The sequence below is a fragment of the Metapseudomonas resinovorans DSM 21078 genome, from assembly GCF_000423545.1.
Classification (GTDB): Bacteria; Pseudomonadota; Gammaproteobacteria; order Pseudomonadales; family Pseudomonadaceae; genus Metapseudomonas; species Metapseudomonas resinovorans.
Genome location: NZ_AUIE01000021.1, coordinates 102,495 through 117,811 on the forward strand (window position 1 = coordinate 102,495; position 15,317 = coordinate 117,811).

At 66.6% G+C, this 15,317-nt stretch carries 15 protein-coding genes; 2 read left to right on the forward strand and 13 right to left on the reverse strand.

Annotated elements, in window-relative coordinates; all coding sequences use genetic code 11:
• Positions 1-47: 47 nt before the first annotated feature.
• The 13 genes from mdcH to G559_RS0115640 form a co-directional block, all read right to left on the reverse strand.
• Positions 48-968 (reverse strand): malonate decarboxylase subunit epsilon, encoded by a 921-nt coding sequence (mdcH, locus tag G559_RS0115580; protein ID WP_028629125.1) that lies wholly within the window; start codon positions 966-968, stop codon positions 48-50.
• Positions 965-1,582, reverse strand: coding sequence for a malonate decarboxylase holo-ACP synthase (locus tag G559_RS0115585; RefSeq protein ID WP_028629126.1), 618 nt, complete (start codon positions 1,580-1,582; stop codon positions 965-967). Before G559_RS0115585 ends, mdcH begins: the two co-directional genes overlap by 4 nt.
• A gap of 83 nt (positions 1,583-1,665) precedes the next feature.
• Entirely contained in the window at positions 1,666-2,448 is a 783-nt protein-coding gene (gene mdcE, locus G559_RS0115590) for a biotin-independent malonate decarboxylase subunit gamma (protein WP_028629127.1), read from the reverse strand.
• On the reverse strand, positions 2,445-3,299 hold the full coding sequence (locus tag G559_RS0115595) for a biotin-independent malonate decarboxylase subunit beta (protein ID WP_028629128.1): 855 nt from the start codon (positions 3,297-3,299) through the stop codon (positions 2,445-2,447). Before G559_RS0115595 ends, mdcE begins: the two co-directional genes overlap by 4 nt.
• Complete coding sequence (locus tag G559_RS0115600; RefSeq protein WP_028629129.1) at positions 3,292-3,609, reverse strand: malonate decarboxylase subunit delta; 318 nt, start codon at positions 3,607-3,609, stop codon at positions 3,292-3,294. Before G559_RS0115600 ends, G559_RS0115595 begins: the two co-directional genes overlap by 8 nt.
• A gap of 2 nt (positions 3,610-3,611) precedes the next feature.
• Positions 3,612-4,463 carry a triphosphoribosyl-dephospho-CoA synthase gene (locus tag G559_RS0115605; protein ID WP_028629130.1) on the reverse strand — a complete coding sequence of 284 codons (852 nt, stop codon included), beginning with the start codon at positions 4,461-4,463 and terminating at the stop codon, positions 3,612-3,614.
• Positions 4,463-6,124, reverse strand: a complete 1,662-nt coding sequence (mdcA, locus tag G559_RS0115610) for a malonate decarboxylase subunit alpha (RefSeq protein WP_028629131.1) — start codon at positions 6,122-6,124, stop codon at positions 4,463-4,465. Before mdcA ends, G559_RS0115605 begins: the two co-directional genes overlap by 1 nt.
• Positions 6,125-6,321: 197 nt before the next feature.
• Entirely contained in the window at positions 6,322-8,688 is a 2,367-nt protein-coding gene (locus G559_RS0115615; RefSeq protein WP_051246698.1) for a TonB-dependent siderophore receptor, read from the reverse strand.
• Positions 8,689-8,974: 286 nt separating this feature from the next.
• Positions 8,975-9,979 (reverse strand): FecR family protein, encoded by a 1,005-nt coding sequence (locus G559_RS0115620; protein ID WP_028629133.1) that lies wholly within the window; start codon positions 9,977-9,979, stop codon positions 8,975-8,977.
• Complete coding sequence (locus G559_RS0115625) at positions 9,976-10,569, reverse strand: RNA polymerase sigma factor (protein ID WP_028629134.1); 594 nt, start codon at positions 10,567-10,569, stop codon at positions 9,976-9,978. The genes G559_RS0115620 and G559_RS0115625 overlap by 4 nt, the downstream gene beginning before the upstream one ends.
• 148 nt (positions 10,570-10,717) lie before the next feature.
• A complete protein-coding gene (locus G559_RS0115630; protein WP_028629135.1) occupies positions 10,718-11,689 on the reverse strand; it encodes a GGDEF domain-containing protein in 972 nt (323 codons plus the stop codon).
• A 75-nt stretch (positions 11,690-11,764) separates the two neighbouring features.
• Positions 11,765-12,793, reverse strand: coding sequence for a DUF2955 domain-containing protein (locus G559_RS0115635; protein ID WP_028629136.1), 1,029 nt, complete (start codon positions 12,791-12,793; stop codon positions 11,765-11,767).
• A complete protein-coding gene (locus G559_RS0115640) occupies positions 12,793-13,854 on the reverse strand; it encodes an HlyD family secretion protein (protein WP_028629137.1) in 1,062 nt (353 codons plus the stop codon). The genes G559_RS0115635 and G559_RS0115640 overlap by 1 nt, the downstream gene beginning before the upstream one ends.
• Positions 13,855-14,006: 152 nt before the next feature.
• Here G559_RS0115640 and G559_RS0115645 point away from each other — a divergent pair, with 152 nt between their 5' ends.
• Together G559_RS0115645 and G559_RS0115650 are read left to right on the forward strand one after the other, a co-directional pair.
• A complete protein-coding gene (locus G559_RS0115645; RefSeq protein WP_028629138.1) occupies positions 14,007-14,972 on the forward strand; it encodes a LysR family transcriptional regulator in 966 nt (321 codons plus the stop codon).
• Between the two features lie 89 nt (positions 14,973-15,061).
• Positions 15,062-15,265, forward strand: a complete 204-nt coding sequence (locus G559_RS0115650; protein WP_028629139.1) for a hypothetical protein — start codon at positions 15,062-15,064, stop codon at positions 15,263-15,265.
• The last annotated feature ends 52 nt before the right edge of the window (positions 15,266-15,317 follow it).

Consider the following 15,317-nt stretch of genomic DNA (forward strand, 5'->3'; position numbering starts at 1 on the left):
CATTCGGGTCGAAGTTGCTTGTTCTTGTCCTTCGAAGTGCACGGCGGTTATCGGGTCCGGCTTACCTCCTCACGCAGCAAGGCGTCCAGCGTATCCAGACGGGCGCCCTGGAAGGCGATCACCGTACCTTGGTCGAAGACCCGCCGCGCCAGGCCGCTGAGCACGGTGCCGGGCGGCAGTTCGATATGCAGGCGCACGCCGCGCTCGTACGCGGTGCGCAGGGTGGCGTGCCAGTCGATGACACGGCACATGTTGAAAGCGAGGTCGTCGCGCAGGCGCTCCGGATCGAAGATCGGCCGCGCCGTGCTGCCGCTGAGGTAGCGGATCGCCGGGCGGCGCAGTTCTACCCCGGCAAAGGCGTCGGCCAGCTCGCGGGCGGGTTGTTCCAGCAGTTCGCAGTGAGACGGCACGCTCATCGCCAGACGCTTCGCCGCACCGGCGCCGAGCACCCGGGCACGCTCGGCGACGGCGGCCATGGCGGCATCGCTGCCGGCGATCACCAGCTGGTTGTCGGCATTGATATTGGCGAGGTAGACCGGCCCTGGCGCGTCAGCCAGCAGGCGCTCCACGGTGCCCTGATCGAGCCCGATGATGGCGGTCATGCCATAGCCCTGTGGATACGCCTGCTGCATCAGCTCGCCGCGCAGGGCCACCAGGCGCACGGCATCGGCGAAGTCCAGCGAACCGGCGATCACCGCTGCCGCATAGGCACCGATGGAGAGCCCGGCGACATAGTCCGGCGCCGGGCTGCGTTCGAGCAGCAAGCGCGCGCACGAAACACCGGCCACCAGCAGGCAGAGCTGCACGGCACGGGTGGATTGCAGCGCCTCGGCCGAATCCAGCGCCAGCACGTTTTCGCCCAGGGCAGCGCTGGCTTCCTCCAGGACGTCGGCGGTTTCCGCCGGCAGCTGGTGGAGCATGCCCACCTGCTGCGCGCCCTGGCCAGGAAAGGCGAACAGGCTGCTCACGCGGCATGCTCCAGAACGTGCCAGGGGTTATCCACAAGGCGGGCCCCTTCGACGCATTTCAGCAGCACGCGACGCGCCTCACCGGCCCATTCGCGCAAGGCCACTGCGCCATTGGGGGTTTCCAGTTGCAGGTCGATGCGACACGGCGCGTCGTCCAGCACTGCCAGCAGCGCGCGGGCGTGCTGGCGGTCGATGGCACATGGGGTACGCAGGATCAGATCGAGGTCGCTGGCCTCGTGCAGCACGGCAATACCGGTGGCGAGCTGGAAGCCGACGCTGCCGGTGGGACCCCAGGGCAAGCCGGTGGCGGCCAGTATCGGGGCAACGACTTCCAGCGCCCGCAGCGCCGGGAAATCGGCTACAGCACGAGGTCGCAGTTGTTCGGGGCTGAGCAGGCGCTGGATGGCATGGACGGGCATGACAGCAGCAAGGCGCTGGTCACGGCTGGTGCCACGGATGCCGACGGCAACCCAGCCGTCCGCACAAACAGCACGGCGCACCACCACAGGATGACCGGCTGCCAGGGCCTGATGTGCCCAGGCAGGGGCATCAGCGGGGAGCTGGTCCGATGTCATGCCCCAGAGCAGGTCGTGGGGTTTTGGAGTCTTGTTCATTCGTGGCTCCTTGAAGTTCGGCGGCTCGGGCCTCCCCCTCACCCCTCGCCCGCTTGCGGGAGAGGGGCTGGGGGTGAGGGGCTCTACCACTGCACCCTTAACATCTCCCTGACTCTCGAAGACGCCGCACGGTTCTCCGCACCCAGCCTTCCAGCCAGATCCGTGCTCGCACCGATGTCCTCGACTGCCCGCAGCAGGCACTCACGCACCCGGCCGATATCGGCTTCGTTCGGCTGCTCCGCATCGCCCACGGCAACCCGCTCCCACAGCAATCCGAGGGAGGCGTAGTTCTCCAGGTCATAGGCCATCGGCGGCACCTTGGCGGCCAGCACTTCCAGCTCCTCCACACTACGCAGGGTGATGCGTGCGGCGGCGGCCTTGCCCATGGCGTGGACCATCACCCCGCTGTCATCCAGGGCGATCAGGCGCTGGGCCTGGTAGCCGTGGGCGAGGAAGGCACCGGACATGGCCTTGCCCACCAGCAGGCCGATCACCGGGTGCCCGGCAAGGCGGGCGCGGGCGTATGCGTCCACCGCTCCCGCCAGTGCCTGGTGGATACCCAGGGCTTCCTCGCGGCGGCCATAGGCCTGGCTGGGAACATCCACCAGGGCCACGAGCACGCGCTTGGCGCCGTCTCGATCAGCCTCGATGGCCTCATCCACCGCCTTGGCCAGGCCCCAGCCTTCCAGCAGGCCGACCTCGCCATTGCGGGCGCGGGGAAACGGGTTGTGCGGGTCGGGCACAACGGCGATGAAGCGCGCGGCGCGATTGCCCAGCTCACCGTCGATCACCTTCACCGAAGACGGGAAGCCTTGCAGGGTTTCGCCGCCGGCAAGGCCTTGCAGCCAGTTCAGTCCACGGCTCATGTCCGGTCTCCTTGATAAAGGGCACGCACAGCGGCGGCGTCCAGTTGTTCGCACGCGTCGCCCAGTTGCGCCAGGCGTTCAAGGAACCAGGCATGTCGGCGGCTGCGCGGCAGGCCCTGTTCCGGTTGCACGAGCAACGCTTGCAGGGTTTCGCGGATGGCGTCGATGTCGTCGGCGACATAGGCGTCCACCAGGCCGCTGGCCATGCGCTGCTCGCCACCGGTGATGCTCCAGATGAAGGGACGGTCGCGGGAGTCATATTCGTCGATGCCCGCCTCCTGCTCGATCACCTGCGGGCCGTTGAGGCCCAGGCGCGCTTCGCGGGTGACGATCAGGTGGCTGCACAGGCCGGCGGCGATGGACATGCCGCCGAAGCAACCCACCGGCCCTGCAACCAGACCAATCACGGGCTGGTACTGGCGCAGCTCGACGATGGCCGCCTGGATTTCCGCAATGGCGGCGAGCCCCAGGTTGGCTTCCTGCAGGCGCACGCCGCCGGTCTCCAGTAGCAGCACGGCGCAGGTCGGAATGCCCTGACGGTTGTCTTGCGCCGCCAGTTCCAGCGCACCGGCGATCTTGGCACCGCCGACTTCGCCCATGCTGCCGCCTTGGAAGGCGCCTTCGATGGCGGCGACCAGCGCCGGCTGGCCATTGATGCTGCCCTTGGCCACCACCACGCCGTCGTCGGCCTGGGGCACGATGCCCTGCTGCGGCAGCCAGGGGGAAATGACCCGGTCGAAGGGGCCGATGAGTTCGCGGAAGCTTCCGGCATCCAGCAGCTCGCGGGCGCGCTGGCGGGCGCCAAGTTCGATGAAGCTGCGCGCTTCGAGCAGGCGTGCGATATCAGTCATGTGCGGGCTCCTTTTGAGAAGAAAGGGCCTCCAGCCCCTGTTCCAGGCGCAGGCGCACCACGCCGGGCGTGGCGCCGAAGTCGTGGATGTCGATGTTCAGGGCCGGCAGCGACTGGCCGTCGAAGAGGCGCTGGAACAACTGCTGCCAGCGCGGGCCGCTGCCATTCACCGAGGTCACCACCTGGATCGACAGGGTGCCGGCGCTGCCGGGTTCCAGCAGCACTTCGAGGTCGCCGGAGCCGACGCAGCCGACCAGGGCGCGGCCTCGTGCCGGCTGCCCGGCGGGGAATTGGAAGGATAGGGTTTCCATGGTCACAGGCTCCCGGCTTTATCGAGGAACAGGCAGGCGGCCAACAGGTCGGCGGCACCACCCGGCGAGGCGTTGAGTTGCAGCAGGCGGGCGTCCAGCGCGCGCAGTTGGCGGCGGCCGGCGAGGCTGGCACTGCCACCGGCGTCGAGCACGGCACGGGCGCCCTGCTGCATAGCGGCGAGACCTTCCAGGCCGGCGCGCCAGAGCACGCAGGTGTCAGCCAGGGTGGTCATGATCGCCAAGAGTGCATCGAGGCGGGCGTTCTGCTCACCGGCACCGGCGGCACGGCTGCGGGCCAGTTGCGGCAGGCCCTGTTCGATCACGGTGGGGAAGCCGAGTTGGGCTTCTTCCCGCGCACCACGGGCACCGTAGCGGCGGGCGACCTGGGCACCGTGGCTGTCGTTGAGCGGCGCGGCGCGGTCGTCGATCAGCGCGATGCGCGCAGCGCGCAGGGCGATGGCATGGGCGGCGCGGCTAGCGGGTTTCAGCGCCAGCGCCGCCACCAGCAGGCCCAGGGCCCAGATCGCGCCGCGATGAGTATTCACCCCGCCGGTGATGCTGAGCATCGCCGCTTCACCTTCGCGGCCAATCCGGCCAAGCGCTTCGCGCAGCGGCTGGCCGACTTCGCCATGCTCCAGCGCCGCCTCGGCCATCTGCTTGAAGCAGGGCCAGAGAGACAACGCAGAGGCATGCATCAGGCCCAGGTGCAGGTCGCTGTGGGCACCACTGCCACGGCGGTCAACCAGCGCCGGCTTGGGCGAGAGGTCGGCTTCGTCGATCAGGGCATCGACCGCCAGGTCCGCCAGCCAGTCGGCGAGCGGCAGGTCGGCGTTGCGTAGGACAAGTGCGCTCATCACCAACTCCTGAAGCGGGCTGGGGGGTTGTAAAGGCCGCCGGACCACTCCACCAGTTCGGCGATGCTTTTCGCCGCCAGCAGTTCCCGCGTGGCTTGTGTACGGCGGATGCCGAGGTCTTCCGGCAATGCAATCAGTCCCTCGCGGCGCATGCGCAAGGTGTCTTTCGGGTCGTGGCGCAGGCCGATGGTGGTGACACCGGCGACCGCCGCGATCATTGCGCGACGCTCTTCGAGGCTGCGCGCCTTGTAGAGGTAGGCGATGCCTTCCTCGGTGAGCAGGTGGGTGACGTCGTCGCCGTAGATCATCACAGGTGCCAGGGGCATGCCGGCCTTCTTCGCCACATCGACGGCATCCAGCGTCTCGACGAAGGTGGGTTTGCCGCCTTCCTGGAAGGTCTCGACCATCTGGACGACCAGCTTCTTGCCGCGCTCGAGCATCGTCACCGGCTCAGTCATGTCGAGCCAGGCGGGCGTGGCGTGACGACGGCCGCGCGGGTCATGGCCCATGTTCGGCGCGCCGCCGAAACCGGCCAGGCGGCCCCGGGTGACGGTGGAGGAATGACCATCGCCATCCACTTGCAAGGTGGCGCCGATGAACAGGTCGACCGCGTACTGCCCGGCCAGTTGGCACATCATCCGGTTGGAGCGCATGGAGCCGTCGCGGCCGGTGAAAAACACGTCCGGGCGCTGGGCGATGTAGTCCTCCATGCCCAGTTCGGTGCCGAAGCAGTGCACGCTTTCCACCCAGCCGGTCTCGATGGCGGGGATCAACGTCGGGTGCGGGTTGAGCGTCCAGTTGCGGCAGATCTTGCCCTTCAGGCCGAGGGATTCGCCGTAGGTGGGCAGGATCAGCTCGATGGCGGCGGTGTTGAAACCGATGCCGTGGTTGAGCGACTGGACCTTGTGCTTCTCGTAGATGCCACGGATCGCCATCATCGCCATCAGCACGTGCACCGGCTTGATATGACGCGGGTCGCGGGTGAACAGCGGCTCGATGTAGAAGGGCTTGTCGGCGACCACCACGAAGTCGACCCAGGACGCGGGAATGTCCACGCGCGGCAGGTCGCGCACGTCGTCCACCAACTCGTTGACCTGGACGATGACGATGCCGTCGCTGAAGGCGGTGGGCTCGACCAGGGCGGGGGTGTCTTCGGTGCTGGGGCCGGTGTAGATGTTGCCGTCGCGGTCGGCCATGAATCCGGCCACCAGGGCGACGTTGGGGATCAGGTCCACCAGCAGGCGCGAGTAGAGCTCGATGTAGGTATGGATGGCGCCCACTTCCAGCAGGCCGTCTTCCAGCAGCTGGCCGATGCGTAGGCTCTGCGGGCCAGCGAAGGAGAAATCGAGCTTGCGGGCGATGCCGCGTTCATAGAGATCAAGGTGCTCGGCGCGGCTGACGCTGGGCATGATCATGTGCAGGTCATGCAGGCGGCCGGGATCCGCCTTGGCCAGGGAGCGGGAAAGGAAATCCGCCTGCTTCTGGTTGTTGCCTTCGAGCACCACACGGTCGCCTGGGGCGATCAATGCTTCGAGGGCTTCGACGATCCGCTCACTGGGCAGCACGACGCCATCGGCGAGGTTGCGTACCTGGTCGAGACGGCGCTGCTTTTCTGTGCGCCGACGCGACCATTGCGGCGGGGGAGAGGGTCTTGTTGTCATGGTGGCTCCACGAGTTCCGCTGTCGTGGGGCCCACATTAGGAGCGCGACCGGTTGGTCATCAATCAAGCCCGCGAGGGGATCGTTACGGCGAAGTTAACGATCCGACATGGGCCTCGTCGGGTGGGTCACGCTTCACCGACCCACCAATCGGAGCCGGCCCGAACACCTGAGGGTGGAAGTGAAAAGCGCAGCGCGGTCAGAACTCCAGAGTGGTCGCTACCTGCACCTGGCGCGGATCGCCGATGGAGACGTTGAGGTTGTTCACCGCCGAACTGTAGTAGGTCTTGTCGAACAGGTTCTTCACGTTCAACTGCACCTTGAGACGATTCTCGCCCAGCGGTGTTTCGTAGCTGGCGAAGGCATCGGCCACGGTATAGGCGTCCAGGTCGAAGGTGTTCTCCGCATCCCCCGCGCGTTTGCCCACGTAGCGCGCGCCGACGCCGGCACGCAGCCGGTCGCCATCGAACAGCGGGCCGAAGTCATACACCGCCGACAGCGAGCCGGTGTGGCGGGCGACGTTCTGCAGGCGATTGCCTTCCAGCACCGGGTCCTGGGTCACTTCGGCATCGATGAGGGCGAAGCTGCCGATCAGACTGATCTCGTCGGTGAGCTGGCCGGTAAGGTCCAGCTCCAGCCCGCGCGAGCGCACCTCGCCGGCGGCAGTGGCATAGGCGATGCCGTCGATGCTCTGGATCACCAGCACGTTGGACTTGTCGATGTCGAACAGCGCCAGGGTGCCAGTCATGCGCCCCGGCAGGTCCAGCTTGGCGCCGATCTCCCAGCTCCTGCCCTCCTCCGGATCGAGGCCGTTGATGGAGGCATTGCCGGTGAGCGGGGCGATGGTGGAGTTGGGCTTGAAGGACTCGCTGTAGCCGCCGTAGAACGACAGCGAATCGCTCCACTTGTAGACCAGCCCGGCGCGCGGCACCCAGGTCTGGCCGTTGATATCGGTGTTTTTCACGAACGGGCGACCGCGTCCGGCAAGCTGGTCGTAGAGCTGGTAACGGGCGCCGGCGACGAATATCCAGCGATCGGTCAGATGCAGCGAATCCTGGATGAACGCCGACTGGGTTTCGATGCGGTCGGTCTGGTCGCTGTCGCTGGCGACCACGGTGGTGGGCACCGGTACCTGGCCGTAGACCGGCGCGTTGTAGTTCAGCCGCTGACGGGTGGTCTGGCGGATGAGGTCCTCGCGGAAGAACTTGCGGTACTCGTGGTCCACGCCCATCAGCAGGTCATGTTGCATGCCGCCAAGCTCGATCTTGCCGTCCAGGTCGAAGGTGGCGAAGTGCTCAGTGCTGACGGCGCCACGGGTGCCGTCGAGGCGACGGGTAACGGTGCCGTCGTTGTTCACCCGGGTCACCCGCGCCTGGTAGTCGTCGTAGGTGTCGCGGTTGTAGCTGTAGGCGAAATGGGCGTTCCAGTCGTCATTCAGGCGGTGCGCAACGTCGAAGATGGTCAGGTCCGAGCGGCCCTCGGTGATGTTGTAGGGCTCGTCCAGACGGCGCTCGGCAGGAATCGCCAGGGGCTTGCCGTTGACGAACACCGTGCCGCGGTCGAAGGGCACGCGGTACTCGCGATGCTCGTAGCTGAGATTGATCGTGGTGTCCTCGCCGAACCAGGCGAAGGACGGTGCGATGGTTTTCTCGCGGCTGTGGCCGAAGTTGCGCCAGTAGTCGGCATCGTCATAGTCGGCGATCAGGCGGTAGGCCAGGCCGGTTTCACCCAGCGGGCCGGTGACATCGAGCTGGCCACCACTGCCGTTCTTGCCGTCGCCATAGGTGGACGCACGGCCGGTGATGGCGTGGTAGGCCGTAAGCTGCGGTTTCTTGCTGATGACGTTGATCACCCCGCCCGGATCGAGAATGCCGTAGAGCATGGAGGCCGGCCCCTTGAGCACTTCGACGCGGTCGGCCGTGGCGGTGAGGTTGCGGCCCTGGATGGTGCGCATGCCGTCGCGCAGGATCGAGCCGTCGCGGTTGTCGCCGAAGCCACGCTTCATCACCGCATCCAGGGTGCTGCCGAGGGTGTTGGCCTGGGTGATGCCGCTGACGTTGAACAGGGCATCGTCGAGGTTATGCGGTTGCTGGTCTTCGAGCACCTGGCTGGGCACCACCGCAACGGCCTGGGGAATTTCCAGCAGCGGCGTCTCGGAACGCATGATCGAGGTCTCGGGCGGCGGCTGATAGCTGTCCACCCGGCTCAGGCGCGAGTCGATGTTCACCGCATCCAGTTTCAGGGCGCCATCGTTGCCGCCCGGTTCCAGGGTCAGGGTGCCGGCGCCCGCCTGGCGCCAGGTGAGACCGGAACCGGCAAGCAGCCGGCCAAGGGCTTCGTTCGCGCTCATACGGCCATTCACCGCCGGGGCAGTGAGCCCGTAGGGCGCATCGACGGTATAGACCACGCTGAGGCCGGTGACACGGCTGAAGGCATTCAGTGCCTGGGGCAGCGGCTGGGCGGGAATCGCGAAGTCGTAGGCCGTTGCGCTGGCCTGCGCCGAGGCCGCCTGGGCCACGCCCGCCGCCAGCGGCAGCAACGCCCCCGCCAGCAGCAGAGAGGCCATCCCCAGGCCCCTGAGCCCACCACCTTGCACCCGCGTTGTCCTGTACTTCATGAGGTCGTTCACCCTTGGCGTATTGGCTTCTTGTTTGCGAATAACTCGCATTACAAGCACTACACGGATGCCGCCATGAAGTACCTCAGTGACCACGCGAAAAAGTTTCGGGAAGCCCGGTTACACCTGTCGGGAGCGTTCATTCGCTGCTGGCCCCTATTGCCTTCCAGGGCCGGCTTGCAGCCTGCTTGGCGAATGAATCCGCCCCTACAAGGTTTCCCTGGAAGCAAAGGCCTCAGCGCAGGACCATCACCCGCCCCAGCAATTCATCCTGCTCGAACCCCACCACCGCTTGCAGCGAGGCGAGCACCGCCGCCGGATCGTTGCTGGGGAAACTGCCGCTGATGCGCCGGCTGGCCAGATCGCGGTCGAGCAGGAGAATGCGGCCGGGGTAGTAACGATCCAGCTCGACCAGCACTTCGCCCAAGGGCGTGCGGTAGAAGGTCAGGCGACCTTCGCGCCAGGACAACTGCGCCGGAGCGTCCACCGCCTCCACGGTACCGGCCCGGCCGTCCGTGAAGAGCACTTGCTGGCCGGCGCCCAACACCTGTTGCGCATCGCCGGGATGGGCGCGCACGCCGACGCGGCCCTGTTCCACCGTAACCCGCGCACCGGCCGGTCGCAGGCGCACTTCGAAACGGGTGCCGAGTACGCGTGCCTCGCCGCCGTTGGCCGTGACCACGAAGGGAACCTGCCCCGGCGTGACCCTGAAGAAAGCCGCCCCACGACGCAGTTCCACCTCGCGGACCTGGGCGCCGTAGTGGATGGCCACCGCGCTGTCGGCATCCAGGGTGAGCACCGAGCCATCGGCCAGGGTGACCTCACGCACCTCACCGGCGGCCGTTACGTGGTCGGCGCCGAGGTCGTCCAGCCGATCCAGGGGTTGCCAGCCCCCCGCCCAGACCACCAGCAACAGACTCGCGGCCATGGCCAGGGCGGCGCCCCAGCGGCCTGCGCGACGACGCGGCGGGGCGTCCATGCGCGCCAGCAACGCATCCAGTTGCTCGGCTTCGTCGACCGCCAGGCGCGAGGCGCCGGGCTGGGTCATCCGCCAGAGATCCTCGGCACGGGTATAAGCGTCGACATGCTCGGGCGCTGCGTAGAGCCACGCTTCGAACGCCTCGCGCAGGGCTGGCGCCGGCTGCCCCTGTAAACGTCCGAGCCAGAGCCAGGCGACCTGATCCAGGTCGGACTCGGGGCCGCCCTCGACGGCGCGCAATGGCGGTGGTTTGAGGCTCATGGCTTGGCGCTCCGGCTGCTGTGACGCGCCTGTGCGGCCTGGGTGAGGCTCGCCTTGCAGGCATCCAGGGCGCGCATCATATGTTTTTCCACCGCGCTCTGGGTCAGCTCCATGGCACGGGCGATCTCACCGTAGGTACGGCCATGAATGCGGTTGAGCAGGAAGATCTGCCGCGTCCGCTCCGGCAGCCCGCGCAGGGCCGCCTCGACATGGCGCAGCTCGCTGCCGGCTTGCAGGGCGGCCTCGGGCGAGGCGGGCTCGGCCAGGTGCTGCTCGGGCAACAGCGCGTTCTCGGCGCGGCTGCGCGAACCCTCGCTGCGCATATGGTCGATGGCCATATTGTGGGCGCTACGCAGCAGGTAACTGCCCAGGTCCTCCACCGGCGTATCAGGCCGACGCCAGAAGCGCAGGAACAGGTCCTGCACCAGGTCCGCAGCCGTGGCCCGGCACCCCACCTTGCGGCGGACTACCGCTTCCATCTGTTGCCGGCGGGCCAGGAAGGTCCGCAGGAAATCCTCGCGGCGCAGGAGCTCGCCGGACGCATAGGCGTCACTCGGCGGGGCATCGGCCGGGGAAGGACGTTCGGACATGGCGGCTGACGCGGAATCGGCTGAGGCTGGAAAGACAGAAAATGATAATGCTTATCAAATAGACTTGCATAGCGAAGTGACGGGCGTAGGGGTTCTGCTGGTTGGGTTTCGCCCTGCCCAACCAACAGGAGAACCGTGATGCGCCGGTTCAATCCGCCAAGACGATCTGGTTCTTCCCGCCGCGCTTGGCCTGGTACATGGCCGCATCGGCACGGGCGTAGAGGCTGTCGAGGTTGCCGTCGTCGCGAAGATTCGCCAGGCCCTGGCTGACGGTGACGCCAAAGCTCTTGCCGTCGACTGTGAAGCCCATCCGCTGCACTTCGCGCTGCAGGCGCTCGGCGATCTGCCACGCCAGCTCCGGCGGACAACCAGGCAGGACGGCGGCGAACTCCTCGCCGCCGATGCGACCGAACAGGTCGCCCCGGCGCAGGGTGTTGCTGCCGCACTGGGCGATGCGCTGGAGCACCTGGTCGCCGGTCTGGTGGCCGTGGGTGTCGTTGATCTTCTTGAAGTCATCGACGTCCAGCAGGATGAACGCCAGCGGGCTGCCGAACTGGATCGAGTGCTCGAACTCACGCTGGGCGCATTCGAAGAAGTGCCGGCGGTTGCTGCTTTTGGTCAGCACGTCGGTGGTGGCCAGGCGATGCAGTTCGCCTTCCAGCTGCTTCTTCTCGGTGATGTCTTCGGCGATACCGACGACTATGGTCGGCTGGCCTTCACCGCCGCCTTGGCTGACGAAGCATTTGTCGCTGAGCCAGCGCAGCTGGCCGTCGGCGCGAATGATGCGGTACTCGCGGGCCTCGATGGCGCCCTTCTCCAGCACCTCGGCAAAACTCTGCGCGGCGTACTCGAGGTCGTCCGGGTAGATGCAGTTGCGCCACTCGTTGTAGTCCGCCAACAGCAGGGCAGCGGAGCGGCCGAACATGCTCTCGTAGGCCGGGCTGACATAGATGATGCGCTGCGCCTCCCAGTCGAAGGCCCAGAGCACCGCATTCACACTGCCCAGGAGGCTGCTGTAGATGGCCTCGCGCTCACGCAGCCGCTCCACCTCGCCCCGGCTGTGCAACAGGGCAAGGGTGAGTTTTTCCAGTTCGCTTGGCGATTCGAGGGACGTTTCCATTCGGCCGCTACCTTCATAGGACCTGCCTTGGACAGATTAGGCAGGCAAAAGTGCGTCCGGCAATCCACCCGACGGTCAGGCATGACTGGCATGACGGAAGGCAGCGAACCGGTTGAGCAACCGGTGCAGGGCGAACACCGCCACCAGGGTGATGAACACCGCCACGCACACCGAACTCAGGCGATAGGCAATGGAATAGACCACGTCGTGCTGCGGCGTGAGGTACTGGCCGAAGACGATGGCCAAGGTGGTCAACGCGCCGAAGCCGATGCCCTGGGCGCCCTCCAGCACATGCAGTCGCGCGCAGCAGAAGGCCGCCGTCCAGTACATCAGGGTGACCAGCGGCAGCACGTCGTAGTGGCTGTAGAGCAGCAGTTGCAGCACCAGCCCGATGGCGCAGCCGAGCAAGGTGCCCAGGGCCCGGATGCGCCCGGCGAAGCGGATGCCGTTCCAATGCATGGGGAACAGCACCAGGATCGAGGCCACCTGGGCCGACAGCGAGTCCTGCAGGTCGAAGCTCTGGAACAGCATGAACGACAGGGTGGCGATGGTCGCTCCGAGCACCGCCTCGTGGCGCTGGCTGGGCAGGTCCTTGGCCGGCATCGGCCTGGGGGGTCGCGGCTCGGCGTCGGGGAAGAGGAAGAACATCAACCAGGCGATCAGCACCGTCAGGCCGGCGGCCACCAGGTTGCTCGTCACCAGGTCGTAGAGGTGCGTATCCGGATAGCTGGCGAAGTGCAGCTGGATGGAAAGGAACACGCTCCCCAGGGCGCCGAACATGAAAGACGAGCCCTGCGCCATCAGGCGGAAGCGCCAGAAGAAAGCGAGGAACGCCAGCGGCACCATCAGTTGCGGGCGGTCGCCGAACAAGCCGTAGATCACCAGCACCTCGATGCTCACCACCACCGCCTGGAGCAGGAACTGGCGGACGACGTGGGCATTGATGCTCGGCGTGAGGCCGAGCAGGAGCATGGGATAGACGCAGAAGAACGAACCATTGTCCCAGCCCATCAGCTTGCAGATGAACAGCCCGAGGGTTCCGCCACCGGCCAGGCGCAGGCACTGGCGCAGGTCGTTCTCGGTCAGCGCGGTCCGGCGACTCATCAGTACACGTAATGCAGGAGGCTGATGACGGCGATCTGCAGACGGCCGAACAGGTCCGCCAGGCGCGAGTCGCGCGGGTAGAGCTGGACCGTGGCCTTGGCGCCGCTGGGCAGGTTGTAGGGCAGCGCCTCGATCAGGCTAACGTGCAGGCGCTGGCGCTGGGCATCGCGCACCCAGCGGTCGGAAACAGCGGGGGCGGCCAGGTCACCGTTGGCGTCGAGCTGACCTTCCTTCACGCCGGCGTCGATGGCACTGACCTTAGCCGCGAAGATGTGCCCGGGCAGGGCGTCGAACACCACCGAGGCGCCGTCCTCCATACGCACGTAGCGCAGGGCCTTCTCGCGGAAGTCCGCGCTGATGTCCGCGTCATCCGCGACCAGTGCCGCCACCGGGTTGCCGGCGTGCAGGAAGGCGCCGGGGGAGAGCTGCAGGTTGCTCAGGGTCCCCGCGCGTTCGGCACGCACTTCGCTGTACGCCAGTTGCAGACGGGCCTGGTCCAGGGCATTGCGCGCCTGGCGCAGGCGCAGGTTGTCGTCGCCGCTGGCGCCGCGCTGGGCCGCCAGTTCCCGAATGCGTGCAGCGGCGGCGGCCAGCTTGGCCTGGGCGGCCTGCCGCTGGGCTTCGGTCTGTTCATAGAGCTGGCGCGACACGTGCTGGCTCTGCACCAGGCGGCCGAGGCGCGCCGTCTCACGCTGCAACTCGCTGGCCGAGGCCTGGGCGGCAACCTGCTCGGCACGGGCGGCGGCGATGGCGGCGTCGAGTTGAAGGTTGTCCTGTTCGGCCTGTTCCAGCGCCAGCTCGGCGGAGCGCACGGCGAGTCGAAAGGGTTCCGGGTCGAGGCGGAACAGCAACTGGCCGGCCGCGACGTGCTGGTTGTTGGTGACGGCGACGTCCAGCACCTGGCCGTCCACGCGAGGAGCGATTCGCAGCACCGGGCGGGTCAGTTGCGCCTGCGGTGTGATGGGCATCCACAGGTCCGCCGCAAGGAAATAGGCGAACAGCAGGACGAACAGGACGATGGCCGCCTGAACCCGACGGGCGAAGCTTTGATCCGGAGTCATGCGTACCTCGAAGGGACCCGCGGAGCACGCGGGTGGGAATGACGGGAACGGCAAGACCTCGGCCATTGCCGCTTAGGGGTACGAAGTATATTTATCGAGGAATCGTGGATAATCTCGCGATTGCGAGAAGCAGCCTTACACGGGGAGTAACAATGGACACGCTCCACAGCATGCGGGTTTTCGTGCGGGTGATAGACACCGGCAGCTTCACCGCCGCCGCACAGGCCATGGACCTGTCCACCGCCCAGGTGTCGCGCCTGGTGTCGGAGCTGGAGCAGCAGCTCCAGGCCCGCCTGTTGCACCGCACCACCCGCCGCCTGGCACTGACTGAAGTGGGCGAGCGCTACCTGCAGCGCTGCCGGCAGATCCTCGGCGAAGTAGACGAAGCTGCTGCCGAAGCCCGTGGTGCGCATCTCAAGCCGCATGGGCGACTGCGCGTACACACCATGACCGGCCTCGGCCTGCAGCACCTCACCGCCCTGGTGGCGCGCTACAGCGAGCGCTATCCCGAGGTGGTGGTGGAGCTGACCCTGTCGCAGCGCACCCCCGACCTGCTGGAAGACGGTCATGACGTGATCATCACCTTCGCCCGAGAGCTGCCCGACTCGCAGATGGTGGCCCAGGTGCTGGGGCCGATGTTCAGCGTGCTCTGCGCCGCCCCTGACTACCTGAAGAAGCACGGCGTGCCCATCGGGCCGGCGGACCTGCAGCATCACCGCTACCTGCGCCTGCTGGACCCGCTCTATGAGGACAGCTGGGTCTTCAATGGCGAACAGGGCGAATTCAACGTGCTGCCCGCCGAAAGCTTCCAGGTGAATGTGGCCGAATCCCTGGCCAAGGCCGCCCAGGCCGGCATGGGCGTATGCCTGCTGCCTTCCTTTGTCGCCTGCCCGCACGTGCGCGAGGGCAAGCTGCTGCGGCTGCTGCCGGAGTACCGCCTGCGCGAGCGCAGTATCTATGCGATCTACCCGTCGCGGCGCTTCCTCGATGCCAAGATCAAGACCTGGGTGGAATTCCTCAAGGCCGAACTGCCGCCGCTGCTGGCCCAGGACGAGGCGCTGCTCGAAGACCCGAAGCAATGGGCAATCAACTCGAAATTGTTGCGTCGCGAGAAATAGTCATTCACTGAAAGCGCTATTTTTCGCCTGTCATGACCTCCCTAAGATGGCGCCATGTTTCGCAAGAAACCATCAAAGAGGTTCAAGATATGCAACGTAACCTGATTTTTACTGCCGTTTTCGCCGTATTTCCCCTGTTTTTCTCGCAGCTGACCCTGGCCGAAGAATCCAACGCCTTTGTTGCACGTAATGCAGCGCTGGCCGAGCAGCGCGCCGACGCCGCCCAGCAGCAGGCCATCGCCAAGCAAGGCGCCGAGCAGCAGAAGCAGTCCGACGTCCACCAGGACAGCTGATCCCTGCCCCTCCCCGCTCTTCACCTCCTGACGTTGTTGCGTGACAGCTCCT